Genomic DNA, 17,060 nt, shown 5'->3' with positions numbered 1-17,060 from the left:
AAGGTAAATAGAGAGCAAGATTGACAAAGGACACCTTATGAAGATTTCCCTAGGACCACTGTTGTATTGCTGGCAGAAACAGCAAGTCGCTGACTTTTACCAGCAAGTCGCCGCCAGTCAAATTCCCTTAGTGTATTTAGGTGAGGCGGTTTGTAGCCGCAGACGCGAACTCAAGTGGGGCGATTATCTAGAGCTGGCGCAAATGCTCAAGCAGGCGGGTAAAGAAGTCGTGCTTTCGACGCTGGCCTTAATCGAAGCGCCATCTGAATATACTGAGCTCAAACGCCAGGTCGATAACGGTGAATTTATCGTCGAAGCAAACGATATGGCGGCAGTGTATCTTGCCAAAGAACGTAAGTTACCCTTTGTCTGCGGCGCGAGTATCAATAACTACAATCGCGCCAGTTTAGACATCTTGCAGCGGTTTGGAATGCAAAGATTTGTGATGCCAGTGGAGCTATCTAAGGCTTGGTTACAACAAGTAATTCAAGAACAGCCATCATTTGAGGTGGAAGTGCTCGGCCACGGCTATTTACCACTCGCCCATTCGGCGCGCTGCTTTACCGCTAGGCACAAACAGCTCACGAAAGATCATTGCGAAACGGTGTGCCGTGAATACAGTAAAGGACTACTCGCGCAAACCCAAGAGCAGCAACCTTTACTCAGGCTCAATGGAATTCAAACCCAATCCGCTAGCTGTTTAGATTTACGCAGTGAAATAGCGGCAATGACACAAATGGGGGTCGATGTGTTTCGAGTATCACCCAGTAGTCTTGACTGCATCACTAAAGCCAATGCTTTGGTCGATACGATTCAAGCGACTAAAAATACTCAGGATTTTTCGATGAATAGCAAACTTGGTATAACCCAGTGCAACGGTTATTGGTTTGGTGACGCGGGCCTTGCTGTGCATGTGAATCCATAGCCTAGAGCTGAAGATAAGTCTAAATTCAAAGATAACTCAGCCAATGATTTTGGGATCTTGGCTGAAGCTTAACTGGCTAAAAAGCAGCACACTTGTCCAACACAATAAACTTCCCAGTCCAATCCATTCTAGTAGGGCTGGCCACCACAAAGTAGGACGCGGCAGTTGCAATACCATCTCCTGATAAAACGGTCTATCGCCTTCGGTCAAACCTAAATTGAGCTGTGGCGCATACAGAAACGTCAACATGCTACATAAGACTATTAACGCCAACAACCCAGTCCAACGGCCAAAGTTAGACTTGCCGAAACAGACCAAGGCTAAATAGAAGATCGCACTCAAACTCCCCAGATAGAAAAACCATTTCAGCCCAAGAACATGCAAGTGATACACGTTCACCGGAAATAATCCCACGCTCGCTAAAGCCAGAAAAGTGAGAGCCAAACTGATAAAGAAAGGGTATCCCCAGCAAGAAGTCACCTGCTGCAAAGAAGACAAACAATAGAAAACGAGGCTTAAACTGCCAAAAAACAATCCACCGTTAAGAATGACAGCGAAAGACGAATGACCATAAGTCCCTAATTCACTTAGGGTGTGATTCAAAAAATTGAAGCGATGGAATTCAGAATCATCGAACCCCAAAACAGTAATAACAATGCCAATTAAAAGCCCAAAGATCCCCAAAAAACCAAACTTAATGGCCAGTGTTGAGCCGCCTTTAATCGTAACCTTCTGTACTTTTGCGATCATGAATACTAGAGCTGGATGGGAGTAATACTAACTTACATGGAAATGAGAAGATTTAAAGCGGCGGGTATCCGCTTTATGAATAATATTTTTACTTTCATCGTTATTTGCGACTTTTTAGTCAATCACAAAAGCATCAAGATAGTGGAGAAGGTCACTTTTAGAGATAAGTCGATTTAAAGGCTTATCGCATAAAAATGTGTCCTAGTGCCCAAGGATCCTTAACATTACCGCGATATGCACAACAGGTTCTCGCCAACGCTATATAGCCAGAGTTATCTCTATTGCACTTTCAAATCGAACAGAAAACCAACCAACACGGCAGTAACGCTAAAGTTGTTGATGCATTTTTGTGCAGAAATAACATCTAGATAGTTTCACACACATCAGTAAACAAGTAATTAACCAGTCGTTAACCAACCTCAAGTGAGTGATGATAACGCCATGTTTAATAATGCTTTTACAGTAATGCAAGCCAATATAGCCACTCTTAATTTATCGAAAACTGAAGTAAAATAACTATGCTGTTTTGCTGCTTATATCAAACTAACTAGCGAATCGTTTTACATAGAGAAGCTAAGCGAGTAATCTTCCCCATTCTCGTTTTTGAGTTGAATTTAAATGCACCTTAATTAGCGTCGACAGCTTGTTACGTGCGGCTATTTATTCAAATTTACCATGTACGACTCGTACTTTAAGGTGTACAACATTGGCTACTGAAAATAAAAACCGAAACATTAAGACGATACTCACCTTTATCGTCCCTTCGCTGATTGGTCTGTTGTTATTTATGACCCCTATCAGCTACAACGATGCGATCACAATTCCTATCGCTATCATATCTAAAGCACTGCAAGGCGCATTGAGCGGTGTGCTAACCCTCATAGTGACTATTATTGTTGTGACTACGGCGCTGGCCTCTTTACTGTCAAAAGTGTTTAAGCCCACATTTGTTAGCCAAAATCACTTCCTTAATGGTTTATTGAATGTCAGCCCTATGTGGTTGACGACTCGAATCTTAGGTGCAGTGTTTATCGTACTGACTTACTTAGGTTTAGGTCCAGAGATCATCAACTCCTCGAGCACTGGCGCATTAGTCTTAAACGACTTATTACCTGTGTTGTTCTCAGTATTTATCTTTGCGGGTATGTTACTGCCGCTGCTGCTGAACTTCGGCCTACTCGAGCTCTTTGGCACACTCTTAACGAAAGTCATGCGTCCCGTGTTCAATCTACCGGGTCGTAGCGCTATTGATTGTATGGCCTCATGGTTAGGTGATGGCAGTGTCGGCATTTTGCTGACCAGCAAACAATACGAAGCCCGTTTTTATACCCAGAGAGAAGCCGCAGTTATTGGTACAACCTTCTCGGCGGTATCGATTACCTTCAGCTTAGTGGTGATCTCACAAGTTAAGTTAGAGCATATGTTTGTACCCTTTTATTTGACTGTGTGCCTCGCGGGTTTTGCCGCCGCTGTGATTGTGCCTAAGTTGCCACCATTATCGTGGAAGAAAGACAACTACATAGATGACACACCACGCATGCCAGATGATGAGCTGATCCCTGCAGGACATGGCGCCTTATCTTGGGGCTTTGATAAAGCCTTAGAAAAAGCCGCCAGTGCCGGTGGCATAAAAGCCGTTTTAAATGAAGGCGTTAAAAACGTTGTCGATATGGTGTTTGGCATTATCCCTGTGGTAATGGCCATTGGTACGCTAGCGCTGATTATTGCCGAGCACACGCCCATTTTTAACTATCTGGGTATGCCGTTTATTCCATTACTCGAATTACTGCATATTCCAGAAGCCACTGAAGCCTCTAAAACAATCGTGGTCGGTTTTGCGGATATGTTTATTCCGTCAATCCTTGCCAGCTCAATTGAATCAGATATGACCCGCTTTGTAATTGCAGCCTTATCTGTGACTCAGTTGATCTATATGAGTGAAGTCGGTGCACTGCTTATCGGCAGTAAAATTCCCGTCAACTTCGTTGAGCTTTTCGTAGTGTTTATTCTACGCACCTTAGTGACACTGCCTGTTATCGCAGGTGTAGCGCATTTATTGTTCTAAAATTACGCTAGTTTGGGCCTAACGTAGGTTTTAATGTAAGTCCAACAAGCGTTCTAAAAAAGGGGAGTCAGATTAACTGACTCCCCTTTTTGCACTAACTCATACACGAACTGGCTGATTTGATTATATAGCGTGACTTAATCGTACAATCTCCACTCGACACCACACAACTCACTTTTGGACAGAAATGTGTTGGAAAGTAGTGTTTGGGGAGCAGTAATTTCAGTTGTTAGAAGTTTAGCGTTTACGGGTATCCACTCGCACAGGCTTGCCATGGCATTCGCTCGTCGACTCGCAGCAAGTCCGTCCTTGGATGCTCGACCGCCCCGTCCATGGGGCGGACGGTCGTCTCGCCAATCACCATTGCTCACCTTTTGGGCACTAGTGTAACCAGTCTGTATGAAGGAGATACCCAGCACGCTTTGGGACAAAAGTGCACGAATAGTACGATTGAGTGACTTATAACTTAAGCTGTAGGGAACTTAATGCATAGGCCCCGACTTATAGGTTTGCCATACCATTTGCTCGTCGACTCGCAGCAAGTCCGTCCTTGGATGCTCGACCGCCCCGTCCATGGGGCGGACGGTCGTCTCGCAAATCACCACGGCTCACCTTTTTGGCATTAGTGGAACATGCGGGTTTGAAGGAGATACCCAGCACGCTTTGGGACAATTCCGAGTTAGACTTTTAGCTCGAATAAGTGAGTTTCGGATTAATATTTCTATGGATTAACGCTCCGCGCATACTCGCGAACTTTTTAGCGGCTAAGGGCCGAAGGCCTCGAATAACACGATTTGTTAACTGCCTGTACCAACATTTCTCTTTTGCATGTAAGCACATAAACTGACAGCACTTAAATCCTTAGATTTTTGTAAACCCGCAAATACTCCCTTTTGATCCTCTAGTTTGCGATGTTGTCCTAATTTTTCTTTAGCTTGAATCTCGTCAATTGCAATTTTGAATCCGACAACACCGCTACGAAGCTTTAACTGATAATCAGCAGGCATAATATCAATATTATTTAACAGTTCAGGTTCATATTTAACAATAAGTTCAGCCATAGCCTGCTGATTCTCATCGTTATCAAGAATACTGAGGTAACCATAGCAATGAACCGCTGAATAATTCCAAGTTGGTACAGCTGGTTTAGTTACATACCAACTTGGTGAAATATAGGCATGTGGCCCTTGAAAAATAACTAAAACTCTCTGATTCTCAGCAATTTGCCAATGGGTATTTGATTTAGCAAAGTGACCAAATAGAAAACCAAGCCCTCCATCATCCGGTTCGAAAATGAATGGTAAATGTGTAGCAGTTAGATCAGCACTGATTAGTATTCCAAATCCATTTTCAGCTATTAGCTCACTGATTACTAATGGATCTTTTACTTCAAGATTCTTAGGTATGTACATGATTCTCTACTACGATAGCGGTTAACGTCTTAGTATTTATGCGCTTCGCTATTTGCTGGGCATCAATCGCTTGTTGACTCAATCTTAAATATGGCCACAGCCACATCCATGTCACTTGGTAAAAATGATGCTATAGGAATTTGCTTTTTTGCGGTAGCGTTTTTTTATACAGTTTGATGGGTAATCACTTGATATCGTTTTAGCTTTCTCCTTTTTCGCGCTTATTTTTTGCTGATGAATCACTATCTAACGACTCAAAACTCCAAGGAATACACCTCCCCTCGGAGTTGCCGCAGGGCGAATAGACAAATTGCGTGAGTCTCGCCATGGATGGCGAGCTAGCTTTCGCAGGTGCAGGGACGCATCCTTCGGAAGCGATAGCAAATTTATCAATGAGCACAAGGGGCTTTCAACTCCGTTGGGAGCGTCTTGGAGCATCCAAGGAGGATAGGACGAGTAGTCCTCCTTGGTCGGGTGTGGGGTGAAGCCCCACGACTTTGATTTTGATTAAAGCATTCAAACTACGAAACACACTTTGGGGCAATAGCTTTTTAGCTAAACGAACAGCAGAAGTGTTAATTAAGATTGGCATTGTTGCAACTGTGACCTTCTAAAACAGGATGTTTTAGTAGAGCCCTCAGGGACGCTTCTTGTTAAATGCAAGGGCGGCGAGTCACAGGGGAAACAATGACAATTCATGCTGCAAACTGACAACAAAGTTATCTTGCTTTGGGGCAATAATAAGTTAAATCAACCTGTCAGTTCTAATTGCATCCTGATGTGAATCTTGACAGGTTCAGTCCAGGCTAATCCACCTTTTGTCATCTGCATGTCATCTAAACTTCATCATTCGGTCAAAGCCCCCCACTAAGCTCATATTCGTTAACAGCCTAATGGGGTGAATACGAGATGACAGGATTTAATTTCAGGAAACTTGAGAGGTCTACGCGGGAAGAGATAAATGACCCCAGCCTTTCCCCTCCCATCTTTAATCGCTCAACGCCAACATTAGCACCAACATCCTCAAATCAATCCAATTGTGCCGCTATTACCCCATCCGCATCAACTTCAGCCCATACAGCAAGCATCACAGTTAACGCCCTCTGGTTGTCAGATATTCATTTAGGCTGTAAGGATTGCAAGGCTGACTACCTGCTCAGCTTGCTTGAAACCGTGCGTTGTCAGCACTTGTATCTGGTCGGTGACATAGTCGATTTATGGGCGTTGAAACGTAAGCTGCACTGGCCCGATAGCCACAATAAGGTACTGCAGAAATTCATTGAACTGGCACAAAACGGCACCCAAGTGATTTATCTGCCGGGCAACCACGACGAACTGATTAAACCCTACGCCGAGCTAAGCCTGTGGAATATTAAAATTGCCCGCCAACATATTCACCACGGAATTGGCGGCCATAAACTCTTGATGCTCCACGGGGATCAGTTTGATGCCGATGTGTGTGTCGGCCGTTTCTACGCCATATTGGGCGACCATTTATATGACCTATTATTGTTCCTCAATCGCAATCTCCATAGCTTGCGGGAACGCTTAGGTTATCCCTATTGGTCACTGGCAAGTTATATCAAGTCCAAAGTGGGCAAGGCTCAAGCGGCTATTGAACATTACCGTCAAGCGGTACTCAACTATGCCCAGCACTTTGATGTTGACGGTGTGATCTGCGGTCATATCCATCAACCCGAACTCTCGACTCACTCCAGAGCCGCCCAATATTACTCACCACTCAGTCCCCCTGAAAAGAGGCAGATCATCTACGCCAACGACGGTGACTGGGTCGAAAACTGCAGTTTAATCACAGAAACCTTAAGCGGCGAATTACAACTTTGCCGCTGGAACGAGCAAACGCTCAAGCTCGATATTCTCAACAGTATAGCGCTGGTACAACAGCCGCCTAAGACGCACAAAGACAAGCAACAAAAAACGGCAGCGCAGCAAATGCCAAACACAAATACCGGCGAAACTCGCCCAAGGGATGTTGCCTAACACTATGAATCAATTACATAACGCTATGGAATACAATGAAAAAACGCTAAACAGCAACCTTAGCCATAACAAGCATACTGTGCCGTTTAAGGCGAATAACATGATTTTTACCGTTGATAATGTGGTTGAACAAAATCTACCAGCTATCAATGACAAACCTTGGCTCGCTAAACCTGCCAAGGCCATGCTGCGTTACCTACTCAATGAAAAACAGTGCAACGATATCGCCAGTCAATATACCTATTTACAGGGCGTAGACTTTGTCGAACAAATGCTGGCGAGTTTTGACTTTAGCTTTACCGTGCCCGCCAACGAGATAGAAAACATTCCCTGCGAAGGCCGAGTGGTGATATTCGCCAACCATCCTATAGGTTCACTCGATGCATTAGCGCTCATCAAACTCATCAGTGAAGTTCGCCCAGATATAAAAGTCGTCGCGAATGAACTCTTGATGGCGCTGGAACCGCTGCACTCAATCCTACTGCCAGTGCGCAATATGACCGGCGGCACACCAAAACAGCATTTAGAAAAAATCCACCAGCACCTGCGTAACGAAGGCGCAGTGCTGATTTTCCCGTCGGGCGAAGTCTCGCGTTTGCGTCCTAACGGCGTGCGTGATACCCAATGGCACTCAGGCTTTTTAAAGATGGCGATTTCCTGCAATGCGCCCCTACTGCCAATATTTTTAGATGCCAAAAACTCTGCCACTTTCTACGGCGCATCTATGATTTACAAGCCACTCGCGACACTGCTGCTAGTGAAGGAAATGTTCAAGCAGGCTAAACGTAATATGCCGATCCGCATTGGCGAGCTCATTCCCAATGAAGCCGTACGCTCAATGGACTTTCCACTCAAGACCAAGATAAAACTGCTTAAAAATCACTTGTATCGTATCGGCAAAGATAAAGATCCACTGTTTATCACCCAGAGCGCTATCGCCCACCCCGAATCGCGCCGTGAACTGCAAGCGGCACTGCAACAATGTGAACTTCTAGGGGAAACGCAAGATAACAAGTTGATTTATCTGTACCAACACCACGACAGTAATCCCATCATGCGGGAAATCGGCCGCCTGAGGGAAATCGCCTTTCGCGCCGTAGGCGAAGGTTCGGGCAAGCGCCGCGATATCGATAAATACGATTCCTACTACCAACACTTAGTGTTGTGGGATAAAGAGCAGTTTGAAATTATCGGCGCCTATCGTTTTGCCAGTGGTGAGCAAGTCTTAGCAAAATATGGCGACAACGCACTCTACAGCCAATCCCTATTCCAATACGCCGACAGCTTTATGCCCTTTGTGAAGCAAGGGTTAGAACTCGGTCGCAGCTTTGTGCAGCCTAAATATTGGGGTAAACGCAGTTTAGATTATCTATGGTTTGGCATTGGGGCTTATCTCGCCAAGCATCCTGAATATCGTTATCTATTTGGCCCAGTGTCCATCAGTAATCAACTGCCTGGAAGTGCTAGGGAAATGCTAGTGCACTTCTATGCGCGGGAATTTGCACCTGCGCAGCAGATGGCAGTTTCCATGTCGCCCTTTGGCTTATCTAAATCCCAAAAAGCTAAGTTAGATGACTTGTATTTCTCCGAGGATTATCAGAGTAACTTTAAGCAACTCAAACAAGTGCTCGCGAGTATGGGAGCGGCCGTACCTACGCTCTACAAACAATATGGTGAACTGTGTAAAACCGATGGGGTTAAGTTTCTCGCCTTTGGTATCGACGCCGACTTTGGCGATTGTATCGATGGCTTAGTGCTGGTGGACACCCACAAACTGAAAGGTAAAAAGTATCAACGCTACATAGGTGCACACTTGCCCGAATCGGAGCGGATGCCAATCACAGCGGATGATGAGCCAGAGGTCCAAGATCTTTGAGTTAAAACTTTGTAATGGGTGTTGGCTAAACTTGCACCACTCTGTTATAAGTAACTGTAATGCAGCGCATTAACAGAGCGCATCTTAGGATGCGCAAGCTTAACAGGGGATCATCATGCCGATCATTATCGCCGATATTATGAGTACCCGAGTCGTCACGGTTGAAATGGACGATCGATTAACTGTGGCGAAGGAAATCTTCGACCAAGCGAGCTTTCATCACTTGTTGGTCGTCGATGAGTATCAACTTGAAGGCGTGTTATCGGAGCGGGATCTATTACGCGCAATTAGCCCGAACTTAGGCAGTAGCGCGGAAACCGCAAGAGACTTAGAAACCCTGCAAAAACGTATACATCAAGTGATGACGCGTAATCCGGTTACCGTCGCACCCCACATCAATTTAGACACGGCCACCCGCATGTTATTAGATAACGATATCGGCTGCTTACCCGTGTTAGAGGACGGTAAATTGGTTGGGATTGTTACTTGGAAAGACTTATTACGTGCCTATTGTGAATACAGGACACAAAATCAAAGCGAGTGCTAATCCTAAGACTGCACTCGCTTCTGTTCTCAATAACTCAGTTCAAATCACTCAGTTTGCCTAACTTAAATCGCCCAGCCACCCATATAAAACACCACTAAACCTAAGGTGATGGCAAGCACGCCTAACTTCAGTTTGCGCCATTCGCCACTGCAAATACGGCCTACCACCAGTGTCACAAAACCCAGCATAATACCGGTAACGATATTACAGCTTAAGATGATAAACACAGCGCAGGTTAAGCCCGACATGGCATCAACTTTATCGTCAAAGTCGAGTTTCGCCACATTACTCAGCATCAACAAACCCACATACATCAAAGCAGGCGCTGTCGCATAGGCAGGCACTAAATAGCTTAATGGTGCTAAAAACATCATCAATAAAAACAGTACGCCAACTATGGTAGCCGTTAAACCTGTCTTTCCGCCCGCTGCAGTACCCGCCGCCGACTCGATATACACAGCCGCTGGTGCACCGCCGACTAAACCTGCCACCATACTGCTGACTGAGTCTGAGGTTAAGGCTTTACCGCCGCCGACAATATTGTCGTCTTTATCGAGTAAATTCGCTTGCCCAGCCACAGCACGGATAGTGCCGGTCGCATCGAAAATCGCCGTCATCACTAACGCTAATACGATAGGCAAGACCACAGGATTAAAGGCTCCCATAATATCGAGCTGACCAATCAGTGAATGCTCTGAGGTAAAATCAGGCAAGGCGAACAAACCTTGGTATTTAACGCTCGGATCGAACACTAAACCAAATACCGATAGCGCGATAATCACCAACAAAATACCACCTGGTACACCGCGGCGCTCTAAACCAATTGTCGCCGCTAAACCTATAACGGTAGCGATAACAGGTAAACTGTTAATGTCGCCTAACTTCACAGGTAAGCCTGCGCTATTGGCCACAATCAACTGCACACTGTTAGTCGCAATCAAAAGTAAAAACAAGCCGATACCTATGCCTGTACCGTGGGCTATGCCCTTTGGTAAATTCGCCAGTACCCACTGGCGAATACCTGTCACACTCACAAGTGTGAACGTCACGCCCATCAGGAAAATAGCACCTAAGGTGACTGGAATCGACATTCCCTGACCGAGCACTAAGCTAAACGCAGTAAAGGCAGTGAGCGAAATCGCGCAGCCAATCGCCATAGGTAAGTTAGCCCATAAACCCATGAGCAAAGAACCAAATGAAGCAATTAAACAGGTGGCTATAAACACGGCGCCGGGATCAAACCCCGCTTGGCCTAACATGTTTGGCACCACAATCACTGAGTAGACCATAGCGAGGAAGGTTGTAAATCCCGCAATCACTTCTTGGCGAACTGTGCTACCACGTTGTTGAATAGAAAAATAACGGTCTAGAAACGAACCAGAGGATACGGCTGTTGAACTCAATTGCTCAGACATAATATTGTTATACCTTGTGATCTCTTAAAATGGGGTCGGTACCAATTACCCTAAAACGCAATTGGCGACGCTGGCTGCGGCAGATTAGAGCCCCAAATCCATCAGACTTGGGTGAGAGATCCACATCATTTTCCTACTGTGGGAAAAATCCATGATCTGCAAGCAGTGATGCCTCGCGATGATTAAAAAGCCATTAACCATGTAGACGCAGCCGTTGTTGGCCGCGGATGATACTGGAATCTCCCAAAGATAGCTAAGACATCGCCTACACTTCGATAAAAAATTAGCGGCAAAAACTGAAATCTGTTGTTTAAAAAAACGCCTAAACCTATGTAATAACTGCTACTTAATATCACATTAATCACGATAAGAGTCTGCCAGTGCCGCGTAAACGTACGCTAACTTCCCCCCCTCCTTCATCTCCCAATATTAGAATATGGCAAGTCAACCAAACCTTGATACTTAGTGTATTGATACTTGGTGTATTAATGTTACAGGGGTTGTTGTACAAGGAGCCACACTTACGCTTTATGTAACGAACACCTCGTCATTCACACCGCCTGCGTGAATATGCGATCTTGGTAGCTTTATTGAACAAAAAATTACTCTGCTTTTACAGTCACATCAATATGACTTATGCTTAGAGGCACTGATGGGACTACACTTAGCTGACTATGAAAGAAAAAGGATTGGGTATGGACGAAAGGCGTAAGTTTTCGCGGATTCTATTTGCCACGAGCGCACATCTACAACAAGGTGGTGCACAGTGGGAGACGACCATTCTCGATTTGAGTCTAAATGGCGCCTTGGTTGAAGAACCGCAAAATTTTATTAATTCGGGTGATGCTATTACCCTCAGTTTTGCCTTACCAGAATCTGACATTGAGATCCGTATGGAAACTGAGTTGGTCCATCAAAAAAATGCCCAATTAGGTTTGAAGTGTAACTTTATCGATGTTGATAGTATCAGCCACCTAAAACGTATGGTGGAACTGAACCTAGGTGATGCTTCTTTGCTGAATCGTGAACTTATGTTGTTTATCGAAAAACACAATATCACAGATTAAGACACTCGCTCACAAACACAAACAGCGCCTAATGGCGCTGTTTTGCTTGCTGGTGTTAATCTCACTCGCGAGCATTTGATGCTAAATCGCTTCTAGCGCTTCAGATAACTTAGAAACACCCACCACTTCCATCCCAGCTGGAGGCTTTTTCGGCACATTGGCCTTGGGCACTATTGCTCGCTTAAAGCCATGCTTAGCGGCTTCGATTAATCGCTCTTGCCCATTAGGCACAGGCCGAATTTCGCCGGACAGCCCGACCTCACCAAAGGCAACTAAATCGCTAGGCAAAATATCACCGCGAAAACTCGATACCATTGCAAGCAGCAAGGTTAAGTCGGCACTGGTTTCCGTTACTTTCACGCCGCCCACCACGTTAACAAACACATCCTGATCCGACATCTGCAAACCACCATGGCGGTGCATTACGGCAAGCAACATGGCCAAACGGTTTGCATCCATACCCACAGCCACGCGGCGCGGGTTAGACATGGCCGAGTTATCCACCAGCACTTGCAGCTCCACCAACAAGGGCCGCGTGCCTTCCCAAACCACCATAACAAGCGATCCAGAAGATTCTTCTTCACCACGAGAGAGGAAGATTGCCGAAGGATTGGCGACTTCCTTTAAGCCGCGCTCTGTCATGGCAAATACGCCTAATTCATTGATCGCGCCAAAACGATTTTTATGGGAGCGCAAGGTGCGGTAACGACTATCGCTATCCCCTTCAAACATCACAGAGCAGTCGATACAATGTTCCAATACCTTGGGCCCAGCCAAACTGCCATCTTTGGTCACATGGCCGACCATAATCACGGCAATGCCATTTTCTTTCGCAAAACGGGTTAAGTAAGAAGCGGATTCGCGCACCTGCGACACACTGCCTGGGCTCGATGCCACATCACTCATGTGCATCACTTGAATCGAGTCAACAACGATGACTTTAGGCAATTCTTTAAGGGCAACTTCGCAAATTTGCTCGACGCTGGTTTCAGACAACATCCGCAATTTATTGGTTGGTAAACCAAGGCGATGGGCGCGCATCGCTACCTGCTGCAACGATTCTTCACCCGTGACATACAGTGCAGGCATTTGCTCGGCCAAATGACACAGAGTTTGCAATAAAAGCGTACTCTTACCTGCGCCTGGATGTCCGCCTATCAAAATGGCAGAACCTGGTACAATCCCACCACCGAGTACTCGGTCTAATTCGCCAAAATGACTCAAGATCCGCGGTAAGGCATTGAGATCGATTTGATCTAATGTCTTCACTTCATTGCTGCTTGCTCCGGCATAACCGACAAACTTAGTGCTGCGCCCAGACGAAGCTGCACCGAGCCTCACCTCAGTGATCGTATTCCATTCCTGACAAGCGCTACACTGCCCTTGCCAACGGGGAAAGTCTTGTCCACACTCATTACATACGTACGCCGTTTTATTCTTTGCCATAACTCATTAAAATCTGTATAAAATCAATTTAAGTAACTGCGAATACTGCCGACATAAGACTAACAGCCCAATACAAAATAAGCATTAAAAAGAACCCTACATGAGTCTAGATAACCATAGTGCACTCATCGAACAGCTCAAGCCATTGCTCATGGAACCTAACTTCCAAGAGATTTTCCAGCAGCTGACGATAGATGAAACCAATTCGACCCGTTTTCTAGTGAAAATGGAACTCAGTCGTTTGGCTTCACCATGCACACGAATTATCGATCTCAGGGATAAATCTGAGCTTCCTTGTGTTGAAGTGATGTTAGGTCAACAGCGACATTTTTTAGATGAACCCGCCAAAAACAGTATGCATGAGGCCATGTCACTGTTTCGCAACCAATATACCTTGGGAGTATACGAGTATGTGCTCAATGCTCACCAACAACGTCGGTTAAAGTTGCGCCAAAGTGTCACGCAGGTAGAGGCCGCAGAATCAGAGCCTTTTATGGTGCCCGGCGTGGTATTAGGCAGTTATTTCAACCGCACAGAAGAGCGGATGAATTACAGTATTCGCATCGCAGCATCGCAAACCGGCCGTGGTGAAGTACAAGGGATAACTGCAGATTTATCCGTAGGTGGTGCCCGTATTCGCCTTGCAGCTAACCATCCCTTCGATCTCGACCATCCCCTTAAAATAAAACTACTGGAACTCAGTGAAGAGTTTTACTATCCCGATCTCCAGCTCGGTGTTGACTATGAGGTTGTCGATAGCCAAACCAATGGCGAATACATTTGGTTAAGACTCAAGCGTATTGGGGGCAGCGAAGCCTTAAGTGAAATGCTTGGCAATTTAATCCGCGGCTACAAACTGCGTTACAAAGTAGATGTGAATGATGTGATAGTAACTGCATCTGGGCTTGGATTTGAGCGTCATTATTTACCCCATTTACCGCACTTACCTTTATATTTCAATACTCAAACGCAAGGTTTGAGCCACATGCTACTCAGCCGAGATAACCAGCAGATAGTGCATTATTTTCAAGATGAAAATGATGTGAGCCAGTTACCAGCTATGCTGACACCAAGCCGTTTATCTGAGCTACTTAATCATCCTGAAAATCCCGACCATGGGCTATTTTTTAGCTTTACCTATAATGCCCAAGGTTGCTTATATTTTTACTCTGCCACCTTAGCAGAGCTTAAAGCTAAGGGCATGATGCCTTTATTTTTAGGCTTTGCATCGACCAAGCCCAGCTGGCGGATCTTCAAAGTCACCCAAGATAAAATTTATCATGATAAGGGTTATCGACGTGCGACCCTCCCAGGAGATGAAGCAAAATTTAGCCCATTGGTCGAACAACAATTATCACAATTTAGCCATTTGCTTCAGCTCATCGAAATCAGCAACGAAGATACCAGAGGCCATTACAAAGCTTGGCAAGACGATAGTAATGCCAACGCCCTAAAAACCTTTGGTCAACAAAGACTGACCACCAATCAAATTAAGTTAGTTTCCATGCAGTTTAGCGAGCGACGCCAAGAAGCGCGTTTCGCCTTTAAAACCTTAGTCAATGTGACTCAAGACAAGCACAAAGCCACGGGCATTACTTTAGATATTTCAAGCCGAGGCATGCAATTAACCTTGGATAATCCTGCAGATTTTTCATCAAATAAACCACTACTGTTAAGCTTCCCAAAGCTCCAAACCATTGCAGGCAAAACACAGCTAGATAACCTCCCCTACCGCTTAGTGCGTACCCGCAAGAATGGTGTAACCTTGCATTTAACCGCCGTTATGGGCCATACGCCCCATGTTGGGGTCGAATTTTTAAATAAACTTATTGCCCATAACAAAGAAAAATTAGAGCAACTCACCGAAAACAATAGTGAAATCAAAGAACTTGCCGATGGTTTAAAAAATATTTTGATGCATGATTTACATTCTGTGCCCTATTTTGTTGAAAAAACGACAAAATCTGCCCAAGTCGCTTGTTTAGGCGTTGGTACACAACAGGATGAAATCAGCGATATTTTTGCCGCGGGCACCTCAGATACTCTGCAATATAATTTAGCGCCGCTGCTAAAAGACGGTTTTTTTAAGCGAGATATTCTCGAACCTATCCGTCAAATGAAACCCCAACAGGACATGGATTTTATTGAAGTGTTTATTCAGTTAATTCGTCAATCTCGCGGAAAAATCTTTTTAAAGTGCACTCTTGCAACTGAAATCGGTGATGTCGAAGCACAGATAACCTTTATCAATCAGAGCAAAGCACTAGGCAGGTTCCTCGCCCTACGCATTTATCGCGGCGCGACAGAGAAGCCTGACATGAACTACCTACGCCGTGAATTGGAATACATTAATATTCATGCAAACCATAAAGCTAAGCAGTTAGAAGAACAGTTATGGCGTGTGATTGGTGTCGGCGAACTGTTAGATATTACCCAAGAAGTCGAATTAAGATACCCAGTACTGCATAAAAAGCAGTCTTAATTGTTCAATACCACCAAATCAAAACCTAAATACCAATCCCTTATCTTAGGAAAATGATCGCTGGTGGCATCTAAATGCGTCAGCATATCTGCATGACCATAGTCATGCTTAAAGCCATTATCCTTAGAGAGAAGCGTCGATTTAACCCGTTTAAAGCCACACTCTACGACCATATCCGCCACATCTTCTGGATGCCCCAACACAGTATCGTTTTGCCCTGAGATAAACCAAGCCGGTGGCCAATGAGCACGCTTTGCCGCTTTCGCATAATCAAACCCATCATCGTGATCGATCCAATCACCCCGCACCCAATCGATACTTTGAACTAATGAGGCGCGACTTTCATTGTCCATACCAATGCGCAGCTTATCGGCGGCGAGGTAACCTTGGCCCATCGCTAAACCTGGCGCTAAACGATTCCAAAAAACATCAACCATTAACCACTTTTTGAAGGACTTAACCCGAATTGTCCGTTTGCTACCGAAAGTAAGCAGTGAACGAACGCTTTGCTGCAAATCAGGATATCGGGCCAAACTACTCGCCATCAACACGCCGCCCCATGAATGGGCGCACCAATGCACCTGCAAAGGCGCCACGGCTTTACGAGCCGTCTGCTCTTGGCAGACTTTTTGATGTAAATCGAGAATCGCCTGCTGCACTAAAGGTAACTGCTCGCGGATCACTTCACCCTGCCCTAAGGTAAAATCACGATCGATTTTAGGCAAGCTGAGCCCTCTTCCTGCAGTATCCAGCACATACACCACAAATCCCGCCTTCGCTAAATAACAACCAAGACCACGGCCACTCTGGCTATAAAACACCCGACCGTTAGACATAGCACCATGGAGCATGAGGATAGGCGTTTTAGAAAAATCAGGCGCTGCCGGTAATAACTGGCGTAGATGCAGTTGACCATCGCGGTACGGCAGGTAGATTGAAGACTGTGAAATGGTCGAAATTGAGCCTTGGGCGAGCTGAGTCAAAATAAGTCACTGGTAGTTTATCAATATCCCTAAACTACCAGCTCATCAATAAAAGACAAGAGTCCTTACTCTAACTCAGTCTCTATCTAGA

At 45.3% G+C, this 17,060-nt stretch carries 13 protein-coding genes; 8 read left to right on the top strand and 5 right to left on the bottom strand.

Annotation, left to right across the window (positions count from 1 at the left end; translation table 11 throughout):
• Positions 1–37: 37 nt before the first annotated feature.
• A complete protein-coding gene (locus KO537_RS13430) occupies positions 38–925 on the top strand; it encodes a U32 family peptidase (RefSeq protein ID WP_219234639.1) in 888 nt (295 codons plus the stop codon).
• Between the two features lie 36 nt (positions 926–961).
• On the opposite strand, the gene KO537_RS13425 is transcribed toward KO537_RS13430, so the two are convergent.
• Positions 962–1,675, bottom strand: a complete 714-nt coding sequence (locus tag KO537_RS13425; protein ID WP_028761881.1) for a hypothetical protein — start codon at positions 1,673–1,675, stop codon at positions 962–964.
• A 706-nt stretch (positions 1,676–2,381) separates the two neighbouring features.
• Between KO537_RS13425 and KO537_RS13420 the strand changes: the two genes are divergently transcribed.
• Both KO537_RS13420 and KO537_RS13415 read left to right on the top strand, forming a co-directional pair.
• A complete protein-coding gene (locus tag KO537_RS13420) occupies positions 2,382–3,740 on the top strand; it encodes a YjiH family protein (protein WP_219234638.1) in 1,359 nt (452 codons plus the stop codon).
• 485 nt (positions 3,741–4,225) lie between these two features.
• Positions 4,226–4,366: a hypothetical protein gene (locus KO537_RS13415; RefSeq protein ID WP_219234637.1), complete on the top strand. Its 141-nt coding sequence runs from the start codon at positions 4,226–4,228 to the stop codon at positions 4,364–4,366.
• Positions 4,367–4,537: 171 nt separating this feature from the next.
• On the opposite strand, the gene KO537_RS13410 is transcribed toward KO537_RS13415, so the two are convergent.
• Positions 4,538–5,152: an FMN-binding negative transcriptional regulator gene (locus KO537_RS13410; RefSeq protein WP_219234636.1), complete on the bottom strand. Its 615-nt coding sequence runs from the start codon at positions 5,150–5,152 to the stop codon at positions 4,538–4,540.
• Between the two features lie 909 nt (positions 5,153–6,061).
• On the opposite strand from KO537_RS13410, the gene KO537_RS13405 reads away from it, so the two are divergent.
• From KO537_RS13405 to KO537_RS13395, 3 genes are all read left to right on the top strand, one after another.
• Positions 6,062–7,153, top strand: a complete 1,092-nt coding sequence (locus tag KO537_RS13405; RefSeq protein ID WP_219234635.1) for a UDP-2,3-diacylglucosamine diphosphatase — start codon at positions 6,062–6,064, stop codon at positions 7,151–7,153.
• Positions 7,143–9,029 (top strand): lysophospholipid acyltransferase family protein, encoded by a 1,887-nt coding sequence (locus KO537_RS13400; protein ID WP_105251717.1) that lies wholly within the window; start codon positions 7,143–7,145, stop codon positions 9,027–9,029. The genes KO537_RS13405 and KO537_RS13400 overlap by 11 nt, the downstream gene beginning before the upstream one ends.
• 115 nt (positions 9,030–9,144) lie before the next feature.
• Positions 9,145–9,576, top strand: a complete 432-nt coding sequence (locus tag KO537_RS13395) for a CBS domain-containing protein (RefSeq protein WP_219234634.1) — start codon at positions 9,145–9,147, stop codon at positions 9,574–9,576.
• A gap of 62 nt (positions 9,577–9,638) precedes the next feature.
• Here the strand turns inward: KO537_RS13395 and KO537_RS13390 are convergent, their stop codons facing one another.
• Positions 9,639–10,991: an NCS2 family permease gene (locus KO537_RS13390; protein ID WP_105251716.1), complete on the bottom strand. Its 1,353-nt coding sequence runs from the start codon at positions 10,989–10,991 to the stop codon at positions 9,639–9,641.
• Between the two features lie 695 nt (positions 10,992–11,686).
• Between KO537_RS13390 and KO537_RS13385 the strand changes: the two genes are divergently transcribed.
• Entirely contained in the window at positions 11,687–12,058 is a 372-nt protein-coding gene (locus KO537_RS13385; protein ID WP_173243387.1) for a PilZ domain-containing protein, read from the top strand.
• An 81-nt stretch (positions 12,059–12,139) separates the two neighbouring features.
• Here KO537_RS13385 and radA read toward each other — a convergent pair whose 3' ends face one another.
• Complete coding sequence (radA, locus tag KO537_RS13380; protein ID WP_219234633.1) at positions 12,140–13,504, bottom strand: DNA repair protein RadA; 1,365 nt, start codon at positions 13,502–13,504, stop codon at positions 12,140–12,142.
• Between the two features lie 100 nt (positions 13,505–13,604).
• On the opposite strand from radA, the gene KO537_RS13375 reads away from it, so the two are divergent.
• Positions 13,605–15,986, top strand: a complete 2,382-nt coding sequence (locus KO537_RS13375) for a PilZ domain-containing protein (protein ID WP_219234632.1) — start codon at positions 13,605–13,607, stop codon at positions 15,984–15,986.
• On the opposite strand, the gene KO537_RS13370 is transcribed toward KO537_RS13375, so the two are convergent.
• On the bottom strand, positions 15,983–16,969 hold the full coding sequence (locus tag KO537_RS13370; protein ID WP_219234631.1) for an alpha/beta hydrolase: 987 nt from the start codon (positions 16,967–16,969) through the stop codon (positions 15,983–15,985). The genes KO537_RS13375 and KO537_RS13370 overlap by 4 nt on opposite strands.
• Positions 16,970–17,060: the final 91 nt, after the last annotated feature.

Origin of the sequence: Shewanella sp. NKUCC01_JLK (genome assembly GCF_019345615.1) — a bacterium.
GTDB classification, from domain to species: Bacteria; Pseudomonadota; Gammaproteobacteria; order Enterobacterales; family Shewanellaceae; genus Shewanella; species Shewanella oncorhynchi.
This window is presented reverse-complemented; position numbering and strand designations above follow the sequence as displayed.

Coding starts and splice junctions, on each gene's coding strand:
- KO537_RS13390 (WP_105251716.1), bottom strand. CDS start 10,991: ATGTCTGAGCAATTGAGTTCAACAGCCGTATCCTCTGGTTCGTTTCTA.
- KO537_RS13430 (WP_219234639.1), top strand. CDS start 38: ATGAAGATTTCCCTAGGACCACTGTTGTATTGCTGGCAGAAACAGCAA.
- radA (WP_219234633.1), bottom strand. CDS start 13,504: ATGGCAAAGAATAAAACGGCGTACGTATGTAATGAGTGTGGACAAGAC.
- KO537_RS13425 (WP_028761881.1), bottom strand. CDS start 1,675: ATGATCGCAAAAGTACAGAAGGTTACGATTAAAGGCGGCTCAACACTG.
- KO537_RS13405 (WP_219234635.1), top strand. CDS start 6,062: ATGACAGGATTTAATTTCAGGAAACTTGAGAGGTCTACGCGGGAAGAG.
- KO537_RS13375 (WP_219234632.1), top strand. CDS start 13,605: ATGAGTCTAGATAACCATAGTGCACTCATCGAACAGCTCAAGCCATTG.
- KO537_RS13415 (WP_219234637.1), top strand. CDS start 4,226: ATGCATAGGCCCCGACTTATAGGTTTGCCATACCATTTGCTCGTCGAC.
- KO537_RS13385 (WP_173243387.1), top strand. CDS start 11,687: ATGGACGAAAGGCGTAAGTTTTCGCGGATTCTATTTGCCACGAGCGCA.
- KO537_RS13400 (WP_105251717.1), top strand. CDS start 7,143: ATGTTGCCTAACACTATGAATCAATTACATAACGCTATGGAATACAAT.
- KO537_RS13410 (WP_219234636.1), bottom strand. CDS start 5,152: ATGTACATACCTAAGAATCTTGAAGTAAAAGATCCATTAGTAATCAGT.
- KO537_RS13395 (WP_219234634.1), top strand. CDS start 9,145: ATGCCGATCATTATCGCCGATATTATGAGTACCCGAGTCGTCACGGTT.